This window comes from Streptomyces sp. NPDC050743 (assembly GCF_044456925.1).
In the GTDB taxonomy this organism is placed as follows: Bacteria; Actinomycetota; Actinomycetes; order Streptomycetales; family Streptomycetaceae; genus Streptomyces.
In genome coordinates, this window is the sequence record NZ_JBITGJ010000056.1 from 37,863 (window position 1) to 59,331 (window position 21,469).

Below are 21,469 nucleotides of genomic sequence, written 5' to 3' on the forward strand. Positions count from 1 at the left end.
CGGCAATGGCTACGGAAACTCCCCAGCTCAACGCAGCATGTGCCGTCCCCGCGCATGGCAGCGCCCGGTGACGGCCACCGAAACGGCGTCGGATCCGGAGCGCGCCACCCTGGACAAGGCCACGAGCGAGAACTTTCCCGTGGCCCCCTTCTTCCTGCCCAAGGCCTGGCGCACCGACCTCATGGCCGTCTACGGCTTCGCCCGCCTCGTCGACGACATCGGTGACGGCGACCTCGCCCCCGGCGGTGCCGACGCCCGGCTGCTCGGCGTGTCGCCGGCCGAGTCCGAGGACCGCCTGGTCCTCCTCGACGCCTTCGAGGCCGACCTGCGCCGCGTCTTCGACGGCGCTCCGCGCCACCCCCTGCTGCGCCGCCTCCAGGCCACCGTCCGCCGTCGCTCCCTCACCCCCGAGCCCTTCCTCGGCCTGATCGCCGCCAACCGCCAGGACCAGCTCGTCACCCGCTACGAGACCTACGACGACCTCCTCGCCTACTGCGAACTGTCCGCCAACCCCGTCGGCCGCCTCGTCCTCGCCGTCACCGGCACCTCGACCCCCGAGCGGATCCGGCTCTCCGACGCGATCTGCACCGCGTTGCAGATCGTGGAACACCTCCAGGACGTCGCGGAGGACCTCGGCCGCGACCGGATCTACCTCCCGGCCGCGGACATGAAGCGCTTTCACGTCCAGGAAACGGATCTCTCCGCGAAAACCGCGAGCGCATCGGTGCGCGCCCTGGTTGCATACGAGGTGCAACGCGCCCGCGATCTGCTGAATGAAGGCGCCCCCCTGGTGGGTAGCGTCAACGGCAGGTTGAAGCTGCTGCTCGCAGGGTTCGTGGCGGGGGGAAGGGCGGCGATCAGGGCGATCGCCGCCGCCGAATACGACGTACTTCCCGGCCCGCCCCGACCCGGCAAGGTCCAGTTGCTGCGTGAGGCGGGCGTGATCCTGCGAGGAGAGGGGTGATCCAGACCGTGGATTCTCCGTCGCACGTGTCCGCACCGGTACTCGCCGCCTACAGCTACTGCGAGACCGTCACCGGGCAGCAGGCGCGCAACTTCGCCTATGGCATCCGCTTGCTGCCCACGCCCAAGCGCCGCGCCATGTCGGCGCTGTACGCGTTCTCCCGGCGCGTGGACGACATCGGCGACGGCGACCTGGCCGACGAGGTGAAGCTGAAGCGGCTGGAGGACACCCGGGCGCTGCTCGCCCGGGTCCGGGAGGACGAGGTCGAGGAGGACGACACCGATCCGGTCGCCGTCGCCCTCGCCCATGCCGCGCGCGCCTTCCCGATCCCGCTCGGCGGGCTCGACGAGCTCATCGACGGCGTCCAGATGGACGTGCGCGGCGAGACCTACGAGACCTGGGACGACCTGAAGGTCTACTGCCGGTGTGTCGCCGGTGCCATCGGCCGCCTCTCGCTCGGCGTGTTCGGCACCGAACCGGGCGCGCGCGGCGCCGAGCGCGCACCCGAGTACGCGGACACGCTCGGCCTCGCCCTGCAGCTGACCAACATCCTCAGGGACGTCCGCGAGGACGCGGCCGGCGGCCGTACCTATCTGCCCGCCGACGACCTCGCCAAGTTCGGCTGCTCCGCCGGGTTCCATGGCCCGACCCCGCCGGAGGGCGCGGACTTCGCGGGCCTCGTGCACTTCGAAGTGCGCCGGGCCCGCGCCCTGTTCGCCGAGGGCTACCAGCTGCTGCCCATGCTCGACCGGCGCAGCGGCGCGTGCGTCGCCGCCATGGCCGGCATCTACCGCCGGCTGCTGGACCGCATCGAGCGCGACCCGGAGGCCGTGCTGCGCGGCCGGGTCTCGCTGCCCGGACGCGAGAAGGCGTATGTGGCCGTGCGCGGTCTGTCGGGTCTGGACACCCGGCATGTGAGCCGCCAGGTCTCCCCGCGCTCGGTCAGGAGGCGCGGCTGATGGACCTCACCGAACCAGGAGACACGCGGCAGGCAACCCTCCACTGCGGCGTGGCGTCCCTGACTGCGACGGCCGACCGTGCACCGTTCAACCTGCACGCTCGCCACGCACGGAAGGACGCACGATGAGCGACGGCTCACGCCCCGCACAGCAGCACGCCACCGCGGGAGAAGAGGGTGCGGCAGGCCGCAGCGCCGTCGTGGTCGGCGGCGGGCTCGCCGGGATCACCGCATCACTCGCGCTCGCCGACGCGGGCATGCGCGTCACCCTGCTCGAAGGCAGGCCCAGGCTGGGCGGCCTCGCCTTCTCCTTCCAGCGCGGCGACCTGACCGCCGACAACGGCCAGCACGTGTACCTGCGCTGCTGCACCGCCTACCGCTGGTTCCTCGACCGGATCGAGGGCGCGGCGCTGGCACCGCTGCAGGACCGCCTGGACGTGCCCGTCGTCGACGTCGCCAAGCCCGAGGGCAGGCGGCTCGGCCGGCTGCGGCGCGACCCGCTGCCCGTCCCCCTCCATCTGGGGCGCAGCCTGGCCGCCTATCCGCACCTCTCGCTCGCCGAGCGCGCCGCGGTCGGGCGGGCCGCGCTCGCGCTGAAGGGGCTCGACCTCGCCGATCCGGCCCTGGACACGCAGGACTTCGGCAGCTGGCTGGCCGCGCACGGCCAGTCGGCGCGCGCCGTCGAGGCCCTGTGGGACCTGGTCGGGGTCGCCACCCTCAACGCGGTCGCGGGCGACGCCTCGCTGGGGCTCGCCGCGATGGTGTTCAAGACCGGTCTGCTGTCCGACCCGGGCGCGGCCGACATCGGCTGGGCCCGCGTCCCGCTGGGCGAACTGCACGACCGGCTGGCCCGCAAGGCGCTCGACTCCGCGGGCGTCCGTACCGAGGTCCGTACACGCGTCACCTCCGTCTCTATCAACGAGAACGGCACCTGGAGCGTTCAGGTTCCCGGCGAGCGCCTGGAAACCGACGCCGTCGTCCTCGCCGTTCCCCAGCGCGAGGCCCACGACCTGCTGCCGCCCGGCGCCCTCGACGCCCCCGGGCAGCTGCTGGACATCGGCACCGCGCCGATCCTCAACGTCCATGTCGTCTACGACCGCAAGGTGCTCGCGCGCCCCTTCTTCGCGGCCCTCGGCACCCCCGTGCAGTGGGTGTTCGACCGCACCGATGCCTCCGGACTGAGCGAGGGTCAGTACCTCGCACTGTCCCAGTCGGCCGCGCAGGAGGAGATCGATCTGCCGGTCGCCGAACTGCGCGAGCGCTACCTGCCCGAGTTGGAGCGGCTGATCCCGGGTACGCGGGGCGCCGTGGTGAAGGACTTCTTCGTGACCCGGGAGCGCACGGCCACGTTCGCCCCCACCCCTGGCGTCGGGCGGCTGCGGCCCGGCGCCCGCACCAAGGCCCCCGGCCTGTACCTGGCCGGAGCGTGGACCGCCACAGGGTGGCCCGCGACCATGGAGAGTGCGGTCCGCAGTGGAGTGAGCGCGGCCGATGCCGCCCTCAGTGCCCTGGGCCGGCCCCGCCCCCGCCATCTCTTCGAGTTCGAGGAGGCGGCCTGATGCTCGATCAGGAGCCCACGGCAGGCCCCCGCACCCCCGGTACCGCAACAAGAGGAGAGACTGTGCCCACTGTGCCCCCGGCCTCGACGCCCGCCCCACGGGCCGCGGTGGACGTGACCGCGCTGCTGGAGCGCGGCCGCACCCTGGCCACCCCGGTCCTGCGTGCGGCCGTCGACCGGCTGGCGTCTCCGATGGACACCGTCGCCGCCTACCACTTCGGCTGGATCGACGCCCAGGGCAATCCGGCCGACGGCGACGGCGGCAAGGCCGTGCGTCCCGCGCTCGCCGTGCTCTCCGCCGAGGTCACCGGCGCCGCGCCGGAGGTGGGCATCCCCGGCGCCGTCGCCGTCGAACTCGTCCACAACTTCTCGCTGCTGCACGACGACCTGATGGACGGCGACGAGCAGCGCCGGCACCGCGACACCGTCTGGAAGGTGCACGGCCCCGCCCAGGCGATCCTGGTCGGCGACGCCCTGTTCGCCCTGGCCAACGAGATCCTGCTGGAGCTCGGCACCGTCGAGGCCGGCCGCGCCACCCGCAGGCTCACGACCGCCACCCGCGCCCTGATCGACGGTCAGGCGCAGGACATCTCCTACGAGCACCGCGACCGGGTCACCGTCGAGGAGTGCCTGGAGATGGAGGGCAACAAGACCGGCGCGCTGCTCGCCGCGTCCAGCTCCATCGGAGCGGTCCTCGGCGGCGCCGACACCGCCACAGCCGACGCCCTGGAGCGGTACGGCTACCACCTCGGCCTCGCCTTCCAGGCCGTCGACGACCTGCTCGGCATCTGGGGCGACCCGGAGGCCACCGGCAAGCAGACCTGGAGCGACCTGCGCCAGCGCAAGAAGTCCCTGCCGGTCGTCGCCGCGCTCGCGGCCGGCGGCTCCGCCTCCGAGCGGCTCGGTGAGATCCTCGCCGCGGACGCCAAGAGCAGCGACTTCGAGAACTTCTCCGAGGAGGAGTTCGCGGCCCGCGCGGCTCTCATCGAGCAGGCCGGCGGCCGCGACTGGACGGCCGAGGAAGCACGCCGGCAGCACACCATCGCCATCGAAGCCCTTGACGCCGTCGACATGCCCGACCGGGTGCGCGACTCCTTCACGGCGCTCGCCGACTTCGTCGTCGTACGAAAGAGATGATCACTATCGGCCCAACACGCCTCGCGTAGTCGCCGGCCGGTGTCCGAGGATCGGCATCAGGACACCGGCCGACGGCGGACCCACAGCAGCACGACTCGCACGACTGCACGAAGGGGAAGCCATGACAGCGACGACCGACGGAAGCACCGGGGCGACTGTGCCGTCCCGCGCTGCCGCGGCCAGCGACACCACCGCCATCACCACCCCCGAGACGGCCGGGGTACAAGAAGCCGCCGCACGCGCCGCACGGCGCGCCACCGACTTCCTGCTCGCGCGGCAGGACGCCGAGGGCTGGTGGAAGGGCGACCTGGAGACGAACGTCACCATGGACGCCGAGGACCTGCTGCTCCGCCAGTTCCTGGGAATCCGCGACGACAAGACCACGCAGGCCGCCGCCAAGTTCATCCGCGGCGAGCAGCGCGAGGACGGCACCTGGGCCACCTTCTACGGCGGGCCCGGCGAACTGTCCACCACCGTGGAGGCCTATGTCGCGCTGCGCCTGGCCGGCGACGCGCCCGACGAGCCGCACATGGCCAAGGCCTCAGCCTGGATCCGTGAGCGCGGCGGTATCGCCGCCTCCCGTGTCTTCACCCGGATCTGGCTGGCCCTGTTCGGCTGGTGGAAGTGGGAGGACCTGCCCGAGCTCCCGCCGGAGCTGATCTACTTCCCCACCTGGTTCCCGCTCAACATCTACGACTTCGGCTGCTGGGCGCGGCAGACGATCGTGCCGCTCACCATCGTCTCCGCCAAGCGCCCGGTGCGCCCGGCGCCGTTCCCGCTGGACGAGCTGCACACCGACCCGGCGAACCCCAACCCGCCGCAGCCCCTCGCCCCGGTGGTGAGCTGGGACGGGCTGTTCCAGCGGCTCGACAAGGTGGTCCGCGGCTACCGCAAGGTCGCCGTGCGCAGACTCCGCAAGGCCGCGATGAACTCGGCGGCCCGGTGGATCATCGAGCGGCAGGAGAACGACGGCTGCTGGGGCGGCATCCAGCCCCCGGCCGTGTACTCGGTCATCGCCCTGCACCTGCTCGGCTACGACCTCCAACATCCCGTGATGCGTGAGGGCCTCGCCTCGCTGGACCGTTTCGCCGTATGGCGCGAGGACGGCGCCCGGATGATCGAGGCCTGCCAGTCCCCGGTGTGGGACACCTGCCTCGCCACCATCGCTCTCGTCGACGCGGGTCTCCCCGTCGACCACCCGCAACTGGTCAAGGCGGCCGACTGGATGCTCGGCGAGGAGATCGTCCGGCCCGGCGACTGGGCCGTGCGCCGACCCGGACTCCCGCCGGGCGGCTGGGCGTTCGAGTTCCACAACGACAACTACCCCGACATCGACGACACCGCCGAGGTCGCCCTCGCGCTGCGCCGGGTCCGGCACCACGACCCCGACCGCGTGGACGGGCCGATCGGGCGGGCGGTGCGCTGGAACCTCGGGATGCAGTCGAAGAACGGCGCGTGGGGCGCCTTCGACGTCGACAACACCAGCCCGTTCCCGAACCGGCTGCCGTTCTGCGACTTCGGCGAGGTCATCGACCCGCCGTCGGCCGACGTCACCGCGCACGTCGTGGAGATGCTCGCCGCCGAGGGGCTCGCCCACGACCCGCGCACCCGGCGCGGCGTCGACTGGCTGCTCGCCGAACAGGAGCCGGACGGCTCGTGGTTCGGCCGCTGGGGCGTCAACTACGTCTACGGCACGGGCTCGGTGGTGCCCGCGCTGACCGCGGCCGGGCTGCCCGGCTCGCACCCGGCGATCCGGCGGGCGGTGGGCTGGCTGGAGAGCGTGCAGAACGACGACGGCGGCTGGGGCGAGGACCTGCGCTCCTACAAGTACGCCAAGGAGTGGAGCGGCCGTGGCGCCTCCACCGCCTCGCAGACAGCGTGGGCGCTGATGGCGCTGCTCGCGGCGGGGGAGAAGGACTCCAAGGCCGTCGAGCGCGGCATCCAGTGGCTGGCTGACACCCAGCGCGAGGACGGCACCTGGGACGAGCCGTACTTCACCGGCACCGGCTTCCCCTGGGACTTCTCCATCAACTACCACCTGTACCGGCAGGTCTTCCCGCTCACCGCGCTCGGCCGGTATCTGCACGGCGACCCCTTCGAGCGCGGCCTCCTCACCCGGAAACCGCTGTCCGAGGCGAAGGGGAGCTGACTTTGACCACCCGGCCCGCACCCGTCCCGCTGCTGATCGCCTGCGCGCTCGGCATCGAGCACCTCGCCCTGCGCTCCGGGGACAGGAGCGGGGCGGACGGGCCGGTCAGCTTCCTCCGTACGGGCATGGGTCCCCGTGCGGCGGAACGCTCCGTCACCCGGCAGCTCGCGGGCCCGGCGCTGGCCGGCGCGGCCGTGATGGCCACCGGTTTCTGCGCCGGGCTCGCTCCCGGTATGCACCCCGGCGACCTGGTGGTCGCCGAGGAGACCCGGGACCCGCGCGGCGCCGTCGCCTGCGTGGGCACCGAACTGCTCGTCCAGGAACTCGTGCGCATCCTGCCCGGACGCACGGTCCACACCGGCCCGCTCACCGGCTCCGACCATGTGGTCCGGGGCCATGAGCGGTCCGACCTGCTCGCGACCGGAGCGATCGCGGTCGACATGGAGTCGGCGGCCACGCTCCTCACGGCCGTCCGCGGCGGTCAGCGCCCGGTCGCGGCCGTACGGGTGGTCGTGGACGCTCCCGAACATGAACTCGTCCGGATCGGCACCGTACGCGGCGGAATATCCGCTTTCCGTGTTCTTCGTTCCATTCTTCCTGCATTTTTCGAATGGCACCGTTCTTTGCTGCTCCCCCGGAGGTGAGCCAGATGGCCATGCCGTTGCGCCAGACAATCAAGGTCGCTACGTACCTGTTCGAACAGAAGCTCAAGAAGCGGGACAAGTTCGCCCTGCTGGTCGAGTTGGAGCCGCTGTTCGCGTGCAACCTCAAGTGCGAGGGCTGCGGCAAGATCCAGCATCCGGCGGGCGTCCTCAAGCAGCGCATGCCCGTCGCCCAGGCCGTGGGCGCGGTGCTGGAATCCGGTGCGCCGATGGTGTCCATCGCCGGTGGCGAACCGTTGATGCACCCTCAGATCGATGAGATCGTACGGCAGTTGGTCGCCAAGAAGAAGTTCGTGTTCCTGTGCACGAACGCCCTTCTCATGCGCAAGAAGATGGACAAGTTCAAGCCCTCGCCGTACTTCGCGTGGGCCGTGCACATCGACGGGCTGCGCGAGCGGCACGACGCCTCGGTGGCGAAGGAGGGCACCTTCGACGAGGCGGTGGAGGCCATCAAGGAGGCCAAGCGGCGCGGCTTCCGGGTGACCACCAACTCCACCTTCTTCAACACCGACACCCCGCAGACCGTCATCGAGGTGCTGAACTACCTCAACGACGACCTGAAGGTGGACGAGATGATGCTCTCGCCCGCCTACGCCTACGAGAAGGCCCCCGACCAGGAGCACTTCCTCGGTGTGCAGCAGACCCGCGAGCTGTTCAAGAAGGCGTTCGCGGGCGGCAACCGCAGGAAGTGGCGGCTCAACCAGAGCCCGCTCTTCCTGGACTTCCTGGAGGGCAAGGTCGACTTCCCCTGCACGGCGTGGGCGATCCCGAGCTACTCGCTCTTCGGCTGGCAGCGCCCCTGCTATCTGATGAGCGACGGATACGTGTCCACGTACCGCGAACTCGTCGAGGAGACCGACTGGGACAAGTACGGCCGCGGCAAGGACCCGCGCTGCGCCAACTGCATGGCGCACTGCGGCTACGAGCCGACCGCCGTACTGGCCACGATGGGCTCCCTGAAGGAGTCCCTGCGGGCCGCGCGCGAGACGATGACGAGCGGAAAGCAGGGCTGAGGCGATGACCGCCGTGCCCTTGGGCGTCCCCGAGGTACCGGCCCGGCCGGTCGCGCCGCGGCGGCAGTCGCGGCAGATCCAGGTCGGGCCGGTGGCGGTCGGGGGCGGGGCCCCGGTGTCGGTGCAGTCGATGACGACGACCCGTACGTCGGACATCGGCGCCACCCTGCAGCAGATCGCGGAACTCACCGCGTCCGGCTGCCAGATCGTCCGCGTCGCCTGCCCCACCCAGGACGACGCGGACGCCCTCGCGACCATCGCGCGCAAGTCGCAGATCCCGGTGATCGCGGACATCCACTTCCAGCCGAAGTACGTCTTCGCGGCCATCGAGGCCGGCTGCGCGGCGGTTCGGGTGAACCCGGGCAACATCAAGAAGTTCGACGACCAGGTGAAGGAGATCGCGCGCGCCGCGAAGGACCACGGCACGCCGATCCGGATCGGCGTCAACGCCGGCTCCCTGGACCGGCGGCTGCTGCAGAAGTACGGCAGGGCCACCCCGGAGGCGCTGGTGGAGAGCGCGCTGTGGGAGGCGTCGCTCTTCGAGGAGCACGACTTCCGGGACATCAAGATCTCGGTCAAGCACAACGACCCGGTCGTGATGATCGAGGCCTACCGGCAGCTCGCCGAGAAGTGCGACTACCCGCTGCACCTGGGGGTCACCGAGGCCGGCCCGGCGTTCCAGGGCACGATCAAGTCGGCGGTGGCCTTCGGGGCGCTGCTCAGCCGGGGCATCGGCGACACGATCCGGGTGTCGCTGAGCGCTCCGCCCGCCGAGGAGGTCAAGGTCGGCATCCAGATCCTCCAGTCGCTGGGGCTCAGGCAGCGGCGCCTGGAGATCGTCTCCTGTCCGTCCTGCGGCCGGGCCCAGGTGGACGTCTACAAGCTCGCGGAGGAGGTCACGGCGGGCCTCGACGGCATGGAAGTGCCGCTCAGGGTCGCGGTGATGGGGTGCGTGGTGAACGGTCCCGGCGAGGCCCGCGAGGCCGACCTCGGAGTTGCCTCGGGCAACGGAAAGGGGCAGATCTTCGTGAAGGGCGAGGTCATCAAGACCGTCCCCGAGTCGAAGATCGTGGAGACCCTCATCGAGGAGGCCATGAAGCTCGCCGAGCGGACGATCCCCGCCGACGAATGAGTTGAGCAGAGCACGGCACGGACCGAGAGGGGGCACAGCGTGACCATTCTGGAGACCATCCGGACACCACGCGACCTGAAGGCGCTGTCCGAGGCGGAACTCGGTGAACTGTCCCATGAGATACGCGAGTTCCTGGTGCAGGCGGTATCGAGGACCGGAGGTCACCTCGGGCCCAACCTGGGGGTGGTGGAACTGTCCATCGCGCTCCACCGGGTCTTCGAGTCGCCGGTCGACCGCATCCTGTGGGACACGGGCCACCAGTCCTACGTACACAAGTTGCTGACGGGTCGTCAGGATTTTTCCAAGCTGCGCGGCAAGGGCGGACTGTCCGGCTACCCCTCACGCGAGGAGTCCGAGCACGACGTCATCGAGAACAGCCACGCCTCCACCGCGCTCGGCTGGGCCGACGGCCTCGCCAAGGCCAACCAGGTGCAGGGGGAGAAGGGCCATGTGGTCGCGGTCATCGGCGACGGCGCGCTGACCGGCGGCATGGCCTGGGAGGCGCTGAACAACATCGCGGCCGCCAAGGACCGCCCGCTGATCATCGTCGTCAACGACAACGAACGCTCCTACGCCCCGACCATCGGCGGCCTCGCCAAGCACCTGGCCACCCTGCGCACCACCGACAGCTACGAGAAGGTCCTCGCCTGGGGCAAGGACGTACTGCTGCGCACTCCGATCGTGGGGAACACCATCTACGAGTCCCTGCACGGCGCGAAGAAGGGCTTCAAGGACGCCTTCGCCCCGCAGGGCATGTTCGAGGACCTGGGCCTGAAGTACGTCGGCCCGATCGACGGCCACGACGTCAAGGCCGTCGAGTCGGCGCTGCGCCGCGCGAAACGCTTCCACGGCCCGGTGCTGGTCCACTGCCTCACCGAGAAGGGCCGCGGCTACGAGCCCGCCCTCGCCCACGAGGAGGACCACTTCCACACCGTCGGTGTGATGGACCCGCTGACCTGTGAGCCCCTCGCACCGTCCAACGGACCTTCCTGGACCTCGGTGTTCGGCGACGAGATCGTGAGGATCGGCGAGGAACGGGACGATGTCGTCGCCATCACCGCGGCCATGCTGCACCCGGTCGGCCTCGGCAAGTTCGCCGAGCGCTTCCCCGACCGCGTGTGGGACGTCGGCATCGCCGAGCAGCACGCGGCCGTCTCGGCGGCCGGCCTCGCCACCGGCGGGCTGCACCCGGTCGTCGCCGTCTACGCCACCTTCCTCAACCGGGCCTTCGACCAGCTGCTGATGGACGTCGCCCTGCACCGCTGCGGCGTCACCTTCGTCCTCGACCGGGCCGGCGTCACCGGCGTCGACGGGGCCTCCCACAACGGCATGTGGGACATGTCGATCCTCCAGGTCGTCCCCGGTCTCAGGATCGCCGCCCCGCGTGACGCGGGCCAGTTGCGCGCCCAGCTGCGCGAGGCCGTCGCCGTGGACGACGCGCCGACCCTGGTCCGCTTCCCGAAGGAGTCGGTCGGCCCGGACATCCCGGCCGTCGACCGGGTCGGCGGCATGGACGTGCTGCACCGTGCCGAGCGCCCCGAGGTGCTGCTGGTGGCCGTCGGCGCGATGGCCCCGGTGTGCCTCCAGGCGGCCGACCTGCTGGCGGCGCGCGGCATCGACTGCACGGTGGTGGACCCCCGTTGGGTCAAGCCCGTCGACCCATCGCTGCCGGGCCTCGCCGCCGAACACCGGCTGGTGGCCGTGGTGGAGGACAACAGCCGCTCCGCGGGCGTCGGTTCGGCCGTGGCGCTGGCCCTGGGCGACGCCGACGTGGACGTGCCGGTACGGCGGTTCGGCATCCCGGAGCAGTTCCTCGCGCACGCCAAGCGCGGTGAGGTGCTGGCCGACATCGGTCTCACGCCCGTCGAGATCGCCGGGCGGATCAGCGCCGGTCTCGCGGTGCGGGACGCCGTGCGCGGGGCCGGCAGTGCCGGGAAAGGCCGCATCGCGTCCGCGGCGCCGTCGGGGCTCGTCGCGCCCTCGCGGCGGTAGCCGCGCACCGACTCGGCCCCGCGTCCCTCGGGGCACTGACAAGGAGAGTGAATGAGCACGGAGTTCGACCTCGGCGCCCTGCTCGCCGAGCGCGGAGCCGAACGCTACGAGCTGCACACCAAGCACCTCAACCCGCAGCTCCCGCGCATGCTGCACACCATCGGCTTCGACAAGGTCTACGAGCGGGCCGAGGGCGCCCACTTCTTCGACGCGGACGGCAACGACCACCTGGACATGCTCGCCGGGTTCGGGGTGATGGGCCTTGGCCGCCATCACCCGGTCGTCCGCAAGGCGCTGCACGACGTGCTCGACCTGGACCTCGCCGACCTCACCCGGTTCGACTGCCAGCCGCTGCCCGGACTGCTCGCCGAACGGCTCCTGACCCACAGCCCGCACCTGGACCGGGTGTTCTTCGGCAACAGCGGCACGGAGGCCGTCGAGACGGCCCTGAAGTTCGCCCGGTACGCCACCGGCAAGCCCAGGATCCTCTACTGCGAGCACGCCTTCCACGGCCTGACGGCCGGCTCCCTGTCGGTCAACGGCGAGAACGGCTTCCGTGACGGCTTCGCCCCGCTGCTGCCCGACACCGCCGTCCCCCTCGGTGATCTCGACGCCCTGGCGCGGGAGCTGAAGAAGGGCGACGTGGCCGCGCTGATCGTGGAGCCGATCCAGGGCAAGGGGGTGCACGAGGCCCCTCCCGGCTATCTGCGCGCCGCGCAGGAGCTGCTGCACAAGCACAAGGCGCTGCTCATCGCCGACGAGGTGCAGACCGGTCTCGGCCGCACCGGCGACTTCTACGCCTACCAGCACGAGGACGGCGTCGAACCCGACCTGGTGTGCGTGGCCAAGGCGCTGTCCGGCGGGTACGTCCCGGTCGGCGCCACCCTGGGCAAGGACTGGATCTTCAAGAAGGTCTACTCGTCCATGGACCGGGTCCTGGTCCACTCGGCGAGCTTCGGTTCCAACGCGCAGGCGATGGCGTGCGGACTCGCGGTGCTGTCGGTCATGGAGAACGAGCAGATCGTCGCGGGCGTGCGCAAGACGGGCGAGCTGCTGAAGTCCCGGCTGACCGCGATGGTCGACACCTACGAGCTGCTCGCGGACGTCCGCGGCCGGGGCCTGATGATCGGCATCGAGTTCGGCAGGCCCTCCTCGCTGAAGCTGCGCAGCCGCTGGACCATGCTCCAGGCCGCCCGCAAGGGCCTGTTCGCGCAGATGGTCGTCGTGCCGCTGCTGCAGCGGCACCGGATCCTCACCCAGGTCTCCGGCGACCACCTGGAGGTGATCAAGCTGATCCCGCCGCTGATCATCGACGAGGCGGACGTCGAGCGGTTCGTGGACGCGTTCGCGGCGGTGATGGACGACGCGCACAGCGGCGGCGGCCTGATGTGGGACTTCGGCAAGACACTCATCAAGCAGGCGGTGGCCAACCGCTGACCCCACCGCGCCCGCCTCCGTCCCGCACCGGCACGGCCCGGGGCGGGACGGCGGTGTTTCTGGGGCGAGTCGCCGGGCCCCGGTTCTTGCCTCACAGGCAAAAAAATTGCCACATAGGCAAAACAGGCGCTGAATGGAGATATGAACCCCTCAGACGCCGGACCACCGGCGGGCCCGGGCGACGAGCTGCCCTCCGTCGCGCCGCAGCTGCGGGCACTGCGCCGGACCACCGGCCTCACCCTGGAGGCCGCGGCCCGCGCCGCCGGGCTCTCACCGGCCCATCTGTCCCGGCTGGAGACCGGACAGCGGCAGCCGTCGCTGCCGATGCTGCTGGCCCTCGCCCGTATCTACGGTACGACCGTCTCCGAACTGCTCGGCGAGACGGTCGCCGACCGTGACGCGATCGTGCGGGCCGGCGACATGGAGCCGACCCGGGCGGGCGGCTGGACGTACTTCCAGGCGGGGGCGCCGGGCCGCGGCATGCAGGCCCTGCGCGTGCGCGTGCCGTACGGCTCGCAGGGCGACATCGTGCGCGTCCACCCGGGCGAGGAGTGGCTCTACGTCCTCCGGGGCCGGCTGCGGCTGCGCCTCGGTGACGCCGCGCACCTGCTCGCGCCTGGCGACAGCGCGCACTTCGACTCCCTCACCCCACACCGCCTCGCCGCCGTGGATCACGACGGCGTCGAGCTGCTGTTCGTCCACACCCTGTTGCAGAGCCCCACGGCCACGCTGTGCCTGGGCCCGCTGACCGGAGAGCTGCCATGAGCGACCTCGAAACGAAGTTCCCCCGTTCCCTGTGGATCCGGCTGATCATCTACATCGCCGCCGGTCATCTCCTCGCCGCGTTCCTCTTCCTGCTGTTCGCGTTGGGGGCGAAGAACTGACCCGTCCGGGCCGTCATGCCGCCGTTGCTGCCGGACACGGTCCTGGGCCGGTCAGTCCAGCAGACGCTCGCGCAGCACGTCGCGGGACGCCGGGGTGAGACCGAGGCCCCGTTCCAGGTAGGTGTCCACCCCGCCCCAGGTCTCCTCGATGGTCTCGAACGCCGCCTGCAGGTACTCGGCGCGGGCGTCGAAGAGGGGGCTGAGCAGCTCCATGATCTCCGGGGTGTACGCCGTGTCCGCGCTGCCGCTGCGGCGGACCTTGTAGCGCCGGTGCTTGGCGTTGGACTCCAGGTAGTCGGTGACGATCGCCTCGCGCTCCACACCGAGCGCGAGGAGCGTCACCGCCATGGAGATGCCCGCGCGGTCCTTGCCCGCCGCGCAGTGCATCAGGGCGGGCACGCTGTCCTCGACGAGGGCGCGTAGCACCTGGGAGTGCTCGGCGGTACGCTCTGTGACGATCGACCGGTACGAGGCGATCATCCGGGCCGCCCCCTTGCCGTCGTCCAGGATGCCGCGCAGCTGGTCGAGGTCGCCGTCGCGGACCATCTTCCAGAACTCGGCGCCGTCCGCCGGGTCGCTCAGCGGCAGGTTCACGTTCCGCACGCCGGGCAGCTCGATGTCCGGGCCCTCCAGCTTCTGGTCGGCCGCGTTGCGGAAGTCGAAGATCGTGTGCAGGCCCAGGGAGGCGAGGAAGGCCGCGTCGTCCTCCGTCGCGTGCGCCAGGTGCCCGCTGCGGAACAGCACGCCGTGACGCACCCGCCGTCCGTCCGTGGTGGGCAGTCCGCCCACGTCACGGAAATTGCGCACACCGGCCAGCTCCGGCTCGGTCGACGGGACCTGCTGCGTCACGGGGGCTCCTCCCGGGTCGGGCCCCGCCGTCGCATCTCGCCGGCGGGCGCTCCGTCGACCATACGACATCGGTTTCCTCGGGCAAGGAGTTGTCCACAGGCATTGTCACCAGGGGTCGCGCCCCCTGATGATGTTGGCACTTGAGCGGATCTGTTGGCACCTGTGAGGTCTTTTCGTGGTGGACATCGCCGAAGACGGTCGTACCTGGCTCCTGTCGGGGCCCACCAGTAGCTATGCCCTGCATCTCACCGACGCGGACGAGCTGCTCCACCTGCACTGGGGGCCGCGGATCGCCCTCCCGGACGCGGAGGCCCTGGCCGTGCACCCGCTGCCCGGCTACTGGCCCTTCGAGTCCCCGCTCGACGGCCGCGAGGAGTACCCCGTCGAGGGCGGGCCCCGCTTCGTCCGTCCCGCCCTGTCCGTGCGCACCGAGGAGCGCCGCGGCACCGAGTGGCGTTTCGTGTCGTACGACACACAGGACGACGAGCTGCGGCTGCGCTTCGACGACGACGGCCTCGCCGTCACCCTGCACTACCGGATGCGGGCAGACGTGGTCGAGCGCTGGGTCACCGTGGCGAACGGCACGCACGCACGCGTGGAGCTGCTGCGCGCCGACGCGGCCACCTGGACCCTGCCCGAGCGCGACGGCTGGCGGCTCTCCCAGCTGCACGGCCGCTGGGCCGCCGAGTCCCGTCTCACCACCGCCCCGCTCACCTACGGCGAGAAGGTCATCGGCAGCCGCCGCGGCCACACCGGCCACCAGCACCTGCCCTGGGTCGCGCTCGACACCGACGCCACCGAGGAACACGGCGAGGTCTACGGCTGCGCGCTCGGCTGGTCCGGCTCCTGGCGCATCGCGGTCGCGCAACTCCCGGACGCGCGCGTGCAGATCACGGGCGGCGCCGGCTATGACGACTCGGGCCTGCTGCTCCTTCAGCCGGGGGAGTCGTACACCACTCCCGTCTTCGCCGGGCTGTGGAGCGACGGCGGTTTCGGCGCCGCGAGCCGCACCTGGCACGCCTACCAGCGCGCGTACGTCATCCCGGACGCCGGGCGGGACCGGCCGGTGCTGTTCAACTCCTGGGAGGCGACGACCTTCGACATCTCCGAGGAGCAGCAGCTCGCGCTCGCCCGCCGGGCCGCCGGGATCGGCGTCGAGCTGTTCGTCGTGGACGACGGCTGGTTCGGCGCCCGCACCAGCGACCGCGCGGGCCTCGGCGACTGGACCCCCAACCCCGACCGCTTCCCGCACGGGCTGAAGCCCCTCGCCGACCAGGTGCACGGCCTCGGCATGCAGTTCGGCATCTGGGTCGAGCCCGAGATGGTCAACCCGGACAGCGACCTGTACCGCGCCCACCCCGACTGGGTGCAGTACCAGCCGGGACGGAAGCGGACGGAACTGCGCAACCAGCTCGTCCTCAACCTCGCCCGCGAGGACGTCCAGGAGTACCTCTGGGAGCAGCTGGACACCCTGCTCTCCAGCGCGCCGATCGACTATGTGAAGTGGGACTTCAACCGCTGCTTCACCGACGCGGGCTGGCCCGGGGAGCCGTACCCGCAGCGCCTGTGGGTGGACCACGTCCGCGCCTTCTACGCCCTGCTGGACCGGCTGCGCGCGGCCCACCCGCGGGTCGCCTTCGAGTCCTGCTCGGGCGGCGGCGGCCGGATCGACCTCGGTGTCATGAGCCGCACCGACCAGGTGTGGACCTCCGACAACACCGACCCGCTCGACCGGCTCGCCATCCAGCACGGCTTCAGCCAGATCCACCCCGCCCGGGTCATGGCCGCCTGGGTCACCGACAGCCCGAACACCCAGCTCAACGGCCGGGTCAGCTCCCTGCGCTTCCGGTTCGTCAGCGCCATGGCGGGCGTCCTCGGGGTCGGCGGCGACCTCACCGAGTGGACCGACCAGGAGCTGGCCGAGGCCCGGCGGTGGGTCGACCTCTACAAGGAGATCCGTCCGGTCGTCCAGCAGGGCGAGCAGTACCGGCTGCGCCCCCCGGCCGGCGGTCTGAGCGCCGTCCAGTACGTCCTGGGGGAGGAGACGGTGGTCCTCGCCTGGCTCCAGGCGCAGAGCTACGGCGAGCCGGTGCCGGCGCTGCGCCTGCGCGGGCTCGACCCCACGGCGTCGTACGAGTGCCGCGAAACGGGGGAAGTGCACCGCGGTGCCGTCCTGCTGCACCACGGGCTGCGTACCGGGCTCAAGGGCGACCTGGATGCGACGGTCCTCCGACTGCGCCGCATCTGAGCTTTCTGCCCGGATTGGCGCCTTCGTTCCAACTCGCTCAGGAATAAGGGTTCGTAGCCGGACCATGCGTGAGGAGCTTCATATCCGTGACCGTGAGTCGCGCGTCATGTCCACGTAATTCCCATGCTGAAAAGGGGAATTGAAAGACCCTGGGATGCGGGAATTCACGGAGGGTGACCGTGAATTCCCGCATTCGATCTCCGGGACGGTGAATGCCGGGAACCGCCGCTTGTTTCCGTGCGTCCCGCTCGCTTACGTTCCCCACCACTCCGGACGGAACGCCGAGTCCTGCCGAGTTCCACAGTTGACCCGCGTTCGGCAGGAGCGGGGGACCCACCAGGTACGACCGCCTGTCCGGTCTCCGCGACAGGGTCGGGGTGAAGCCGCCACGGCGGCCGGGCCGCTCCAGCCCGAACCCGACAGCTGACCTCGCAGGCGTCGGAGAGGAAATGCGCCATGCCCGCGAAGGGTAAGCACCGACGTCCCAAGACCCCGCGTCTCTCCCGGTCGATCGCCGTTGCCGGAACCGGTGGCGCCGCTCTGGCCCTCCCGCTCATCGGAACCACGGGAGCGCACGCCGCGACCACCACGCAGGGCATTTCCGCAAAGTCGGTGCGGGCCCTTCAGTCCCCGGCGAAGAAGACCGTCGCGCAGACGAATCCGCCCGTGCGCACCTACACGGTGCGATCCGGTGACTGCCTTTCGACGATCGCCGGCGCGCAGCATGTCGCCGGCGGCTGGCACCGCCTCTACGACGACAACCGCGAGGCCGTCGGCGACGACCCCTCGCTGATCCACCCGGGCCTGAAGCTCGCGCTCGGCACGCAAGCCGTACAGACCCGCACCGAGCCCGCCGCCCCGAGCCGGTCGTCGGCCAAGACCCGGTCCGCCGCGCCCCAGGCGGCCCCGGCGCCCGAGTCCACCGGAGCCGCCGCCACGACCACCGCCGCCGGCTTCACCCTCCCGGTGACCGGCGCGACCGTCGGCACCGGCTACCACGTGGCCGACGGCATGTGGTCCAGCGGCCACCACACCGGAGTCGACTTCGTCGTACCGACCGGCACCCCGGTCAAGTCCGTCGGCGCGGGCATGGTCGTCTCCGCCGGCTGGGGCGGCGCCTACGGCAACCAGGTCGTCATCAGGCTGAACGACGGCCACTACGCGCAGTACGGCCACCTGTCCCAGCTCTCCGTCACGGCCGGGCAGACCGTGACCACGGGCCGGCAGATCGGCCTGTCCGGCGCCACCGGCAACGTCACCGGCCCGCACCTGCACTTCGAGATCCGCACCACGCCGAACTACGGCTCGGACATCGACCCGGTCGCCTACCTCCGCGCGCACGGCGTCCCGGTCGTCTGACGCCCGAGCACCCGGACCACCTTCCCGACACGCCGCCGAAGGCCGGACCCACACCCCCCGGGTCCGGCCTTCGGCGTACCGTCCGGCCCTATTCCTGGATTGGCAAATTATTTAAGGGTGTCACATCTCACCGTTCGTCAACCCCTCCTTACGGTCGCGTAAGTCACATATGAAGGTGAATCATGGTCCGACGTGGCAGACGATTCGAAGAGTGACAACAGATCAGTGATCGGGTCGTACGTGGCGGTGGGGGACAGCTTCACCGAGGGCGTCGGCGACCCGGGGCCCGACGGGGCGTTCGTGGGCTGGGCCGACCGGTTCGCGGTATTGCTCGCCGACCGGCAGCCCGAGGGCGACTTCCAGTACACCAATCTCGCGGTCCGCGGGAAACTGCTCGACCAGATCGTGCAGGACCAGCTCCCCAAGGCTGTGGAACTGGCCCCGGACCTGGTCTCCTTCTGCGCGGGCGGCAACGACATCATCCGGCCCGGCACCGACCCGGACGAGGTGGCCGAGCGCTTCGAACGGGCCGTGGCCCGGCTGACCGAGGTGGCCGGCACGGTCATGGTGACGACCGGCTTCGACACCCGTGGCGTCCCCGTGCTCAAGCATCTGCGCGGCAAGATCGCCACGTACAACGGGCACGTCCGCGCCATCGCGGACCGGTACGGCTGCCCGGTGCTCGACCTGTGGTCCCTGAAGTCCGTGCAGGACCGCAGGGCGTGGGACAACGACCGTCTGCACCTCTCACCCGAGGGGCACACACGCGTGGCGCTGCGCGCGGGTCAGGCCCTCGGCCTGGAGGTACCGGCCGACCCGGAGCAGCCGTGGCCGCCGCAACCGCCCCGGGGCACCCTGGAGATCCGCCGCGACGACGTCCACTGGGCTCGCGAGTACCTCGTCCCGTGGATCGGCCGCCGACTGCGCGGCGAGTCCTCCGGCGACCATGTGACGGCGAAGGGCACCCTGTCGCCCGACGACATCAAGATGCGCATCGCCTCGGTGGCCTGACCGGCGCCCACGGGCCCCGTGCCGCGGAATGTGGTGCGGGGCACGGCTGCAGGGGGGCGGGGTGTGTGTCTGGTGTTCCTCAGTCGGACGGGCGGGGCAATGCGGGGCCCGCTCCGGGAATCGATCGCACGGTGTCGGGCAGGACCCGAGGCCGATCGGGACGTGTGTCGTGCCGGGGCGGCCCGTCGCCGTGACCGCGGGCACCGGGCGGCCCGCCTCACGGGCTAGGGCGGCGAGCCCGGGCAGGCGCGCGCACATCCGGCGTCGTCGCGCGTCGGCTCCCTCGGGCGCCTTGAGGCTGTGCGTCGGACTGGAACGTACTCGTGCGGGCGCGCACCCCATGGCCTCCGGCTCGCGTCGGCTGGAAGGCCCCGCCGCCCGCAGCCGGAACCAGGGCACTAGCGCTCCGTCAACTCTGCCCGTTCCAGCCCGAGTTCCCGAGCGAGCGCCTCGTCCACCCACTCCTGCGCGCGCGTTCGCGGCACCGCTCCCGGGTACGACGTCAGCTGGACGGCGAGCCCGTCCAGCAGCGCGGTCAGCCGGAGCGCGGCGCCCATCGGATCGGCGCAGGAGAACTCGCCCGCCGCCACTCCCTCGGCGATGACCTCGGCGATCGCCGCCTTCCACTGCTTGTCGAGGTCCCGGGTGACCTCCCGCAGGGCCGGCTCGCGCAGCGCCACCGCCCAGCCCTCGATCCACAGCCGCCAGCCCTTGGCCTGCCCGGTCGGCGCGTACCAGCGCACCGCGGCCCGCAGCCGGCGCAGCGCGGACGTCCGCCGGCCCAGCAGCTTGCGCAAGTGCGCGAGATCGTCCTCCGCCGCGTACGTGAACGCGGCAGCGACCAGCTTCTCCTTCGTCGAGAAGTGGTACAGCACCAGCGCGTTGCTCACCCCGAGCGCCGCGGCCACGTCGGCGATCCTGACCGCCGCCACGCCCCGCGCCTCGATCTGCCCGATGGCGGCCCGCAGCAGCTCCTCCCGCCGCTCGGCCACGCTCAACCGCACTCTCGCCACGCGGTCACCCTACACAGCCGCCCGGACATGCGCCGACGACCTCTTGACACCCCTGTGCGGGCGGCGCCACAGTACCGCACTACTGACTGCTCGTTCAGTCAGTAAGCGGTCCGCTGTCACAGTCGGCCGCCGTGCCACCGCCACCCCCCGCCGTCGTAGGAGTCAGCCCGCGCCCGTAGGAGTCCGCCCGTGACCCACGCCCCGACCACCTCCGCGCATCCGCAAGGCCCCGACACCCCCGATCTCTCCGCCGGCTGGGGCGAGCAGCGCACCCGGCTCCGCAAGGACCTGCGCCGGCTCGACGTGCTGTTCTTCCTCATCTGCACGCTCGTCGGCCTGGACACCATCGGCTCGGTGGCCGCCCAGGGGCCGCAGGGCCTGACCTGGATGGCGATCCTCGCGCTCGCCTTCTTCCTGCCGTACGGCCTGCTCGTCGCCGAACTCGGCGCCGCCTTCCCGGTCCAGGGCGGCCCGTACGTGTGGACCCGGCTGGCCTTCGGGCGCCTGACCGCCGGCGTCAACCAGCTCCTGTACTGGATATCCAACCCGGTCTGGGTGGGCGGCAGCCTGTGCATCATCGCCCTGACGACCTGGGAGGAGTTCTTCACCCCGCTGCCCGGCGCCTGGAAGTACGTCGCGAGGTTCGTGTTCATCTGGGGCGGCGCGCTGGCCGTCGTACAGTCGGTGCGGATCGGGAAGTGGGTGCCGATCGCCGGTGCCGTCGCCCGGGTCGTGCTGCTGGGCTTCTTCCTCGTCTCGGTCGTCGTCTACGCCGTCCGCAATGGCGTCCACGCCCTGCCCGTCGGCGGCTTCACCCCGACGTACGCCGGCTTCGTCGCCCTCGTCCCCGTGCTGATCTTCAACTACGTAGGCTCACCAACTTCATTGGTAATCCCTAGTGTTGTGCATGTATTGTTGCGTGGGTGGAGTTGCTGCGTATGTCCAAGGCTGCGAAGCGTCTCGGGATACACCCGATGACGCTTCGGCAGTGGGCGTTGGACGGCAAGGTCCCGTTCACGTGGGTCGGTCGTGAGCGCCGGTTCTCCTCGGTGGACGTGGAGAACATGAAGCGCGGCAGCAACTCCGAAACCTCCCGTCCGCGC

At 71.1% G+C, this 21,469-nt stretch carries 20 protein-coding genes and 1 riboswitch; of the genes, 18 read left to right on the forward strand and 2 right to left on the reverse strand.

Going from position 1 to position 21,469, the window contains the following annotated elements; translation table 11 throughout:
• Positions 1 to 67: 67 nt before the first annotated feature.
• The 13 genes from hpnC (at position 68) to ACIBJF_RS35970 (ending at position 13,886) form a co-directional block, all read left to right on the forward strand.
• Entirely contained in the window at positions 68 to 964 is an 897-nt protein-coding gene (hpnC, locus tag ACIBJF_RS35910; RefSeq protein WP_399180188.1) for a squalene synthase HpnC, read from the forward strand.
• Positions 961 to 1,923, forward strand: coding sequence for a presqualene diphosphate synthase HpnD (gene hpnD / locus ACIBJF_RS35915; RefSeq protein WP_399180190.1), 963 nt, complete (start codon positions 961 to 963; stop codon positions 1,921 to 1,923). The genes hpnC and hpnD overlap by 4 nt, the downstream gene beginning before the upstream one ends.
• Positions 1,923 to 2,051: a DUF6380 family protein gene (locus tag ACIBJF_RS35920; protein WP_351807025.1), complete on the forward strand. Its 129-nt coding sequence runs from the start codon at positions 1,923 to 1,925 to the stop codon at positions 2,049 to 2,051. The genes hpnD and ACIBJF_RS35920 overlap by 1 nt, the downstream gene beginning before the upstream one ends.
• A complete protein-coding gene (gene hpnE, locus ACIBJF_RS35925) occupies positions 2,048 to 3,481 on the forward strand; it encodes a hydroxysqualene dehydroxylase HpnE (RefSeq protein ID WP_399180193.1) in 1,434 nt (477 codons plus the stop codon). The genes ACIBJF_RS35920 and hpnE overlap by 4 nt, the downstream gene beginning before the upstream one ends.
• Positions 3,482 to 3,552: 71 nt before the next feature.
• On the forward strand, positions 3,553 to 4,617 hold the full coding sequence (locus ACIBJF_RS35930) for a polyprenyl synthetase family protein (RefSeq protein WP_399180223.1): 1,065 nt from the start codon (positions 3,553 to 3,555) through the stop codon (positions 4,615 to 4,617).
• Positions 4,618 to 4,738: 121 nt separating this feature from the next.
• A complete protein-coding gene (gene shc, locus ACIBJF_RS35935; protein WP_399180194.1) occupies positions 4,739 to 6,766 on the forward strand; it encodes a squalene--hopene cyclase in 2,028 nt (675 codons plus the stop codon).
• Positions 6,767 to 6,768: 2 nt separating this feature from the next.
• On the forward strand, positions 6,769 to 7,410 hold the full coding sequence (locus ACIBJF_RS35940; RefSeq protein WP_399180196.1) for a 1-hydroxy-2-methyl-2-butenyl 4-diphosphate reductase: 642 nt from the start codon (positions 6,769 to 6,771) through the stop codon (positions 7,408 to 7,410).
• Positions 7,411 to 7,415: 5 nt separating this feature from the next.
• On the forward strand, positions 7,416 to 8,441 hold the full coding sequence (gene hpnH / locus ACIBJF_RS35945) for an adenosyl-hopene transferase HpnH (protein WP_351807029.1): 1,026 nt from the start codon (positions 7,416 to 7,418) through the stop codon (positions 8,439 to 8,441).
• Positions 8,442 to 8,445: 4 nt separating this feature from the next.
• Entirely contained in the window at positions 8,446 to 9,573 is a 1,128-nt protein-coding gene (gene ispG, locus ACIBJF_RS35950; protein WP_399180198.1) for a flavodoxin-dependent (E)-4-hydroxy-3-methylbut-2-enyl-diphosphate synthase, read from the forward strand.
• A 39-nt stretch (positions 9,574 to 9,612) separates the two neighbouring features.
• Positions 9,613 to 11,565 carry a 1-deoxy-D-xylulose-5-phosphate synthase gene (dxs, locus tag ACIBJF_RS35955; RefSeq protein ID WP_399180200.1) on the forward strand — a complete coding sequence of 651 codons (1,953 nt, stop codon included), beginning with the start codon at positions 9,613 to 9,615 and terminating at the stop codon, positions 11,563 to 11,565.
• A 51-nt stretch (positions 11,566 to 11,616) separates the two neighbouring features.
• Positions 11,617 to 13,002, forward strand: coding sequence for an aspartate aminotransferase family protein (locus ACIBJF_RS35960; RefSeq protein WP_399180202.1), 1,386 nt, complete (start codon positions 11,617 to 11,619; stop codon positions 13,000 to 13,002).
• A 141-nt stretch (positions 13,003 to 13,143) separates the two neighbouring features.
• Positions 13,144 to 13,767 carry a helix-turn-helix domain-containing protein gene (locus ACIBJF_RS35965; protein WP_399180204.1) on the forward strand — a complete coding sequence of 208 codons (624 nt, stop codon included), beginning with the start codon at positions 13,144 to 13,146 and terminating at the stop codon, positions 13,765 to 13,767.
• On the forward strand, positions 13,764 to 13,886 hold the full coding sequence (locus tag ACIBJF_RS35970; RefSeq protein WP_356311148.1) for a DUF6126 family protein: 123 nt from the start codon (positions 13,764 to 13,766) through the stop codon (positions 13,884 to 13,886). The genes ACIBJF_RS35965 and ACIBJF_RS35970 overlap by 4 nt, the downstream gene beginning before the upstream one ends.
• A gap of 51 nt (positions 13,887 to 13,937) precedes the next feature.
• Here ACIBJF_RS35970 and ACIBJF_RS35975 read toward each other — a convergent pair whose 3' ends face one another.
• Positions 13,938 to 14,735, reverse strand: coding sequence for a tyrosine-protein phosphatase (locus tag ACIBJF_RS35975; RefSeq protein WP_399180206.1), 798 nt, complete (start codon positions 14,733 to 14,735; stop codon positions 13,938 to 13,940).
• A 175-nt stretch (positions 14,736 to 14,910) separates the two neighbouring features.
• Here ACIBJF_RS35975 and ACIBJF_RS35980 point away from each other — a divergent pair, with 175 nt between their 5' ends.
• The 3 genes from ACIBJF_RS35980 to ACIBJF_RS35990 all read left to right on the forward strand — a co-directional run bounded on the left by ACIBJF_RS35980 (position 14,911) and on the right by ACIBJF_RS35990 (position 19,353).
• Positions 14,911 to 16,983 carry an alpha-galactosidase gene (locus ACIBJF_RS35980; RefSeq protein WP_399180208.1) on the forward strand — a complete coding sequence of 691 codons (2,073 nt, stop codon included), beginning with the start codon at positions 14,911 to 14,913 and terminating at the stop codon, positions 16,981 to 16,983.
• A gap of 269 nt (positions 16,984 to 17,252) precedes the next feature.
• A riboswitch (cyclic di-AMP (ydaO/yuaA leader) is annotated at positions 17,253 to 17,436 on the forward strand.
• A gap of 3 nt (positions 17,437 to 17,439) precedes the next feature.
• Entirely contained in the window at positions 17,440 to 18,342 is a 903-nt protein-coding gene (locus ACIBJF_RS35985; RefSeq protein WP_399180210.1) for a peptidoglycan DD-metalloendopeptidase family protein, read from the forward strand.
• Between the two features lie 225 nt (positions 18,343 to 18,567).
• Positions 18,568 to 19,353: an SGNH/GDSL hydrolase family protein gene (locus ACIBJF_RS35990; protein ID WP_399180225.1), complete on the forward strand. Its 786-nt coding sequence runs from the start codon at positions 18,568 to 18,570 to the stop codon at positions 19,351 to 19,353.
• Positions 19,354 to 19,751: 398 nt separating this feature from the next.
• On the opposite strand, the gene ACIBJF_RS35995 is transcribed toward ACIBJF_RS35990, so the two are convergent.
• Entirely contained in the window at positions 19,752 to 20,366 is a 615-nt protein-coding gene (locus ACIBJF_RS35995; protein WP_399180212.1) for a TetR/AcrR family transcriptional regulator, read from the reverse strand.
• A gap of 189 nt (positions 20,367 to 20,555) precedes the next feature.
• Here ACIBJF_RS35995 and ACIBJF_RS36000 point away from each other — a divergent pair, with 189 nt between their 5' ends.
• Both ACIBJF_RS36000 and ACIBJF_RS36005 read left to right on the forward strand, forming a co-directional pair.
• Entirely contained in the window at positions 20,556 to 21,344 is a 789-nt protein-coding gene (locus ACIBJF_RS36000; RefSeq protein ID WP_399180214.1) for an amino acid permease, read from the forward strand.
• Positions 21,341 to 21,469: hypothetical protein (locus tag ACIBJF_RS36005; RefSeq protein WP_399180227.1), on the forward strand; the 129-nt coding region annotated here is incomplete at its 3' end. The genes ACIBJF_RS36000 and ACIBJF_RS36005, both read left to right, overlap by 4 nt.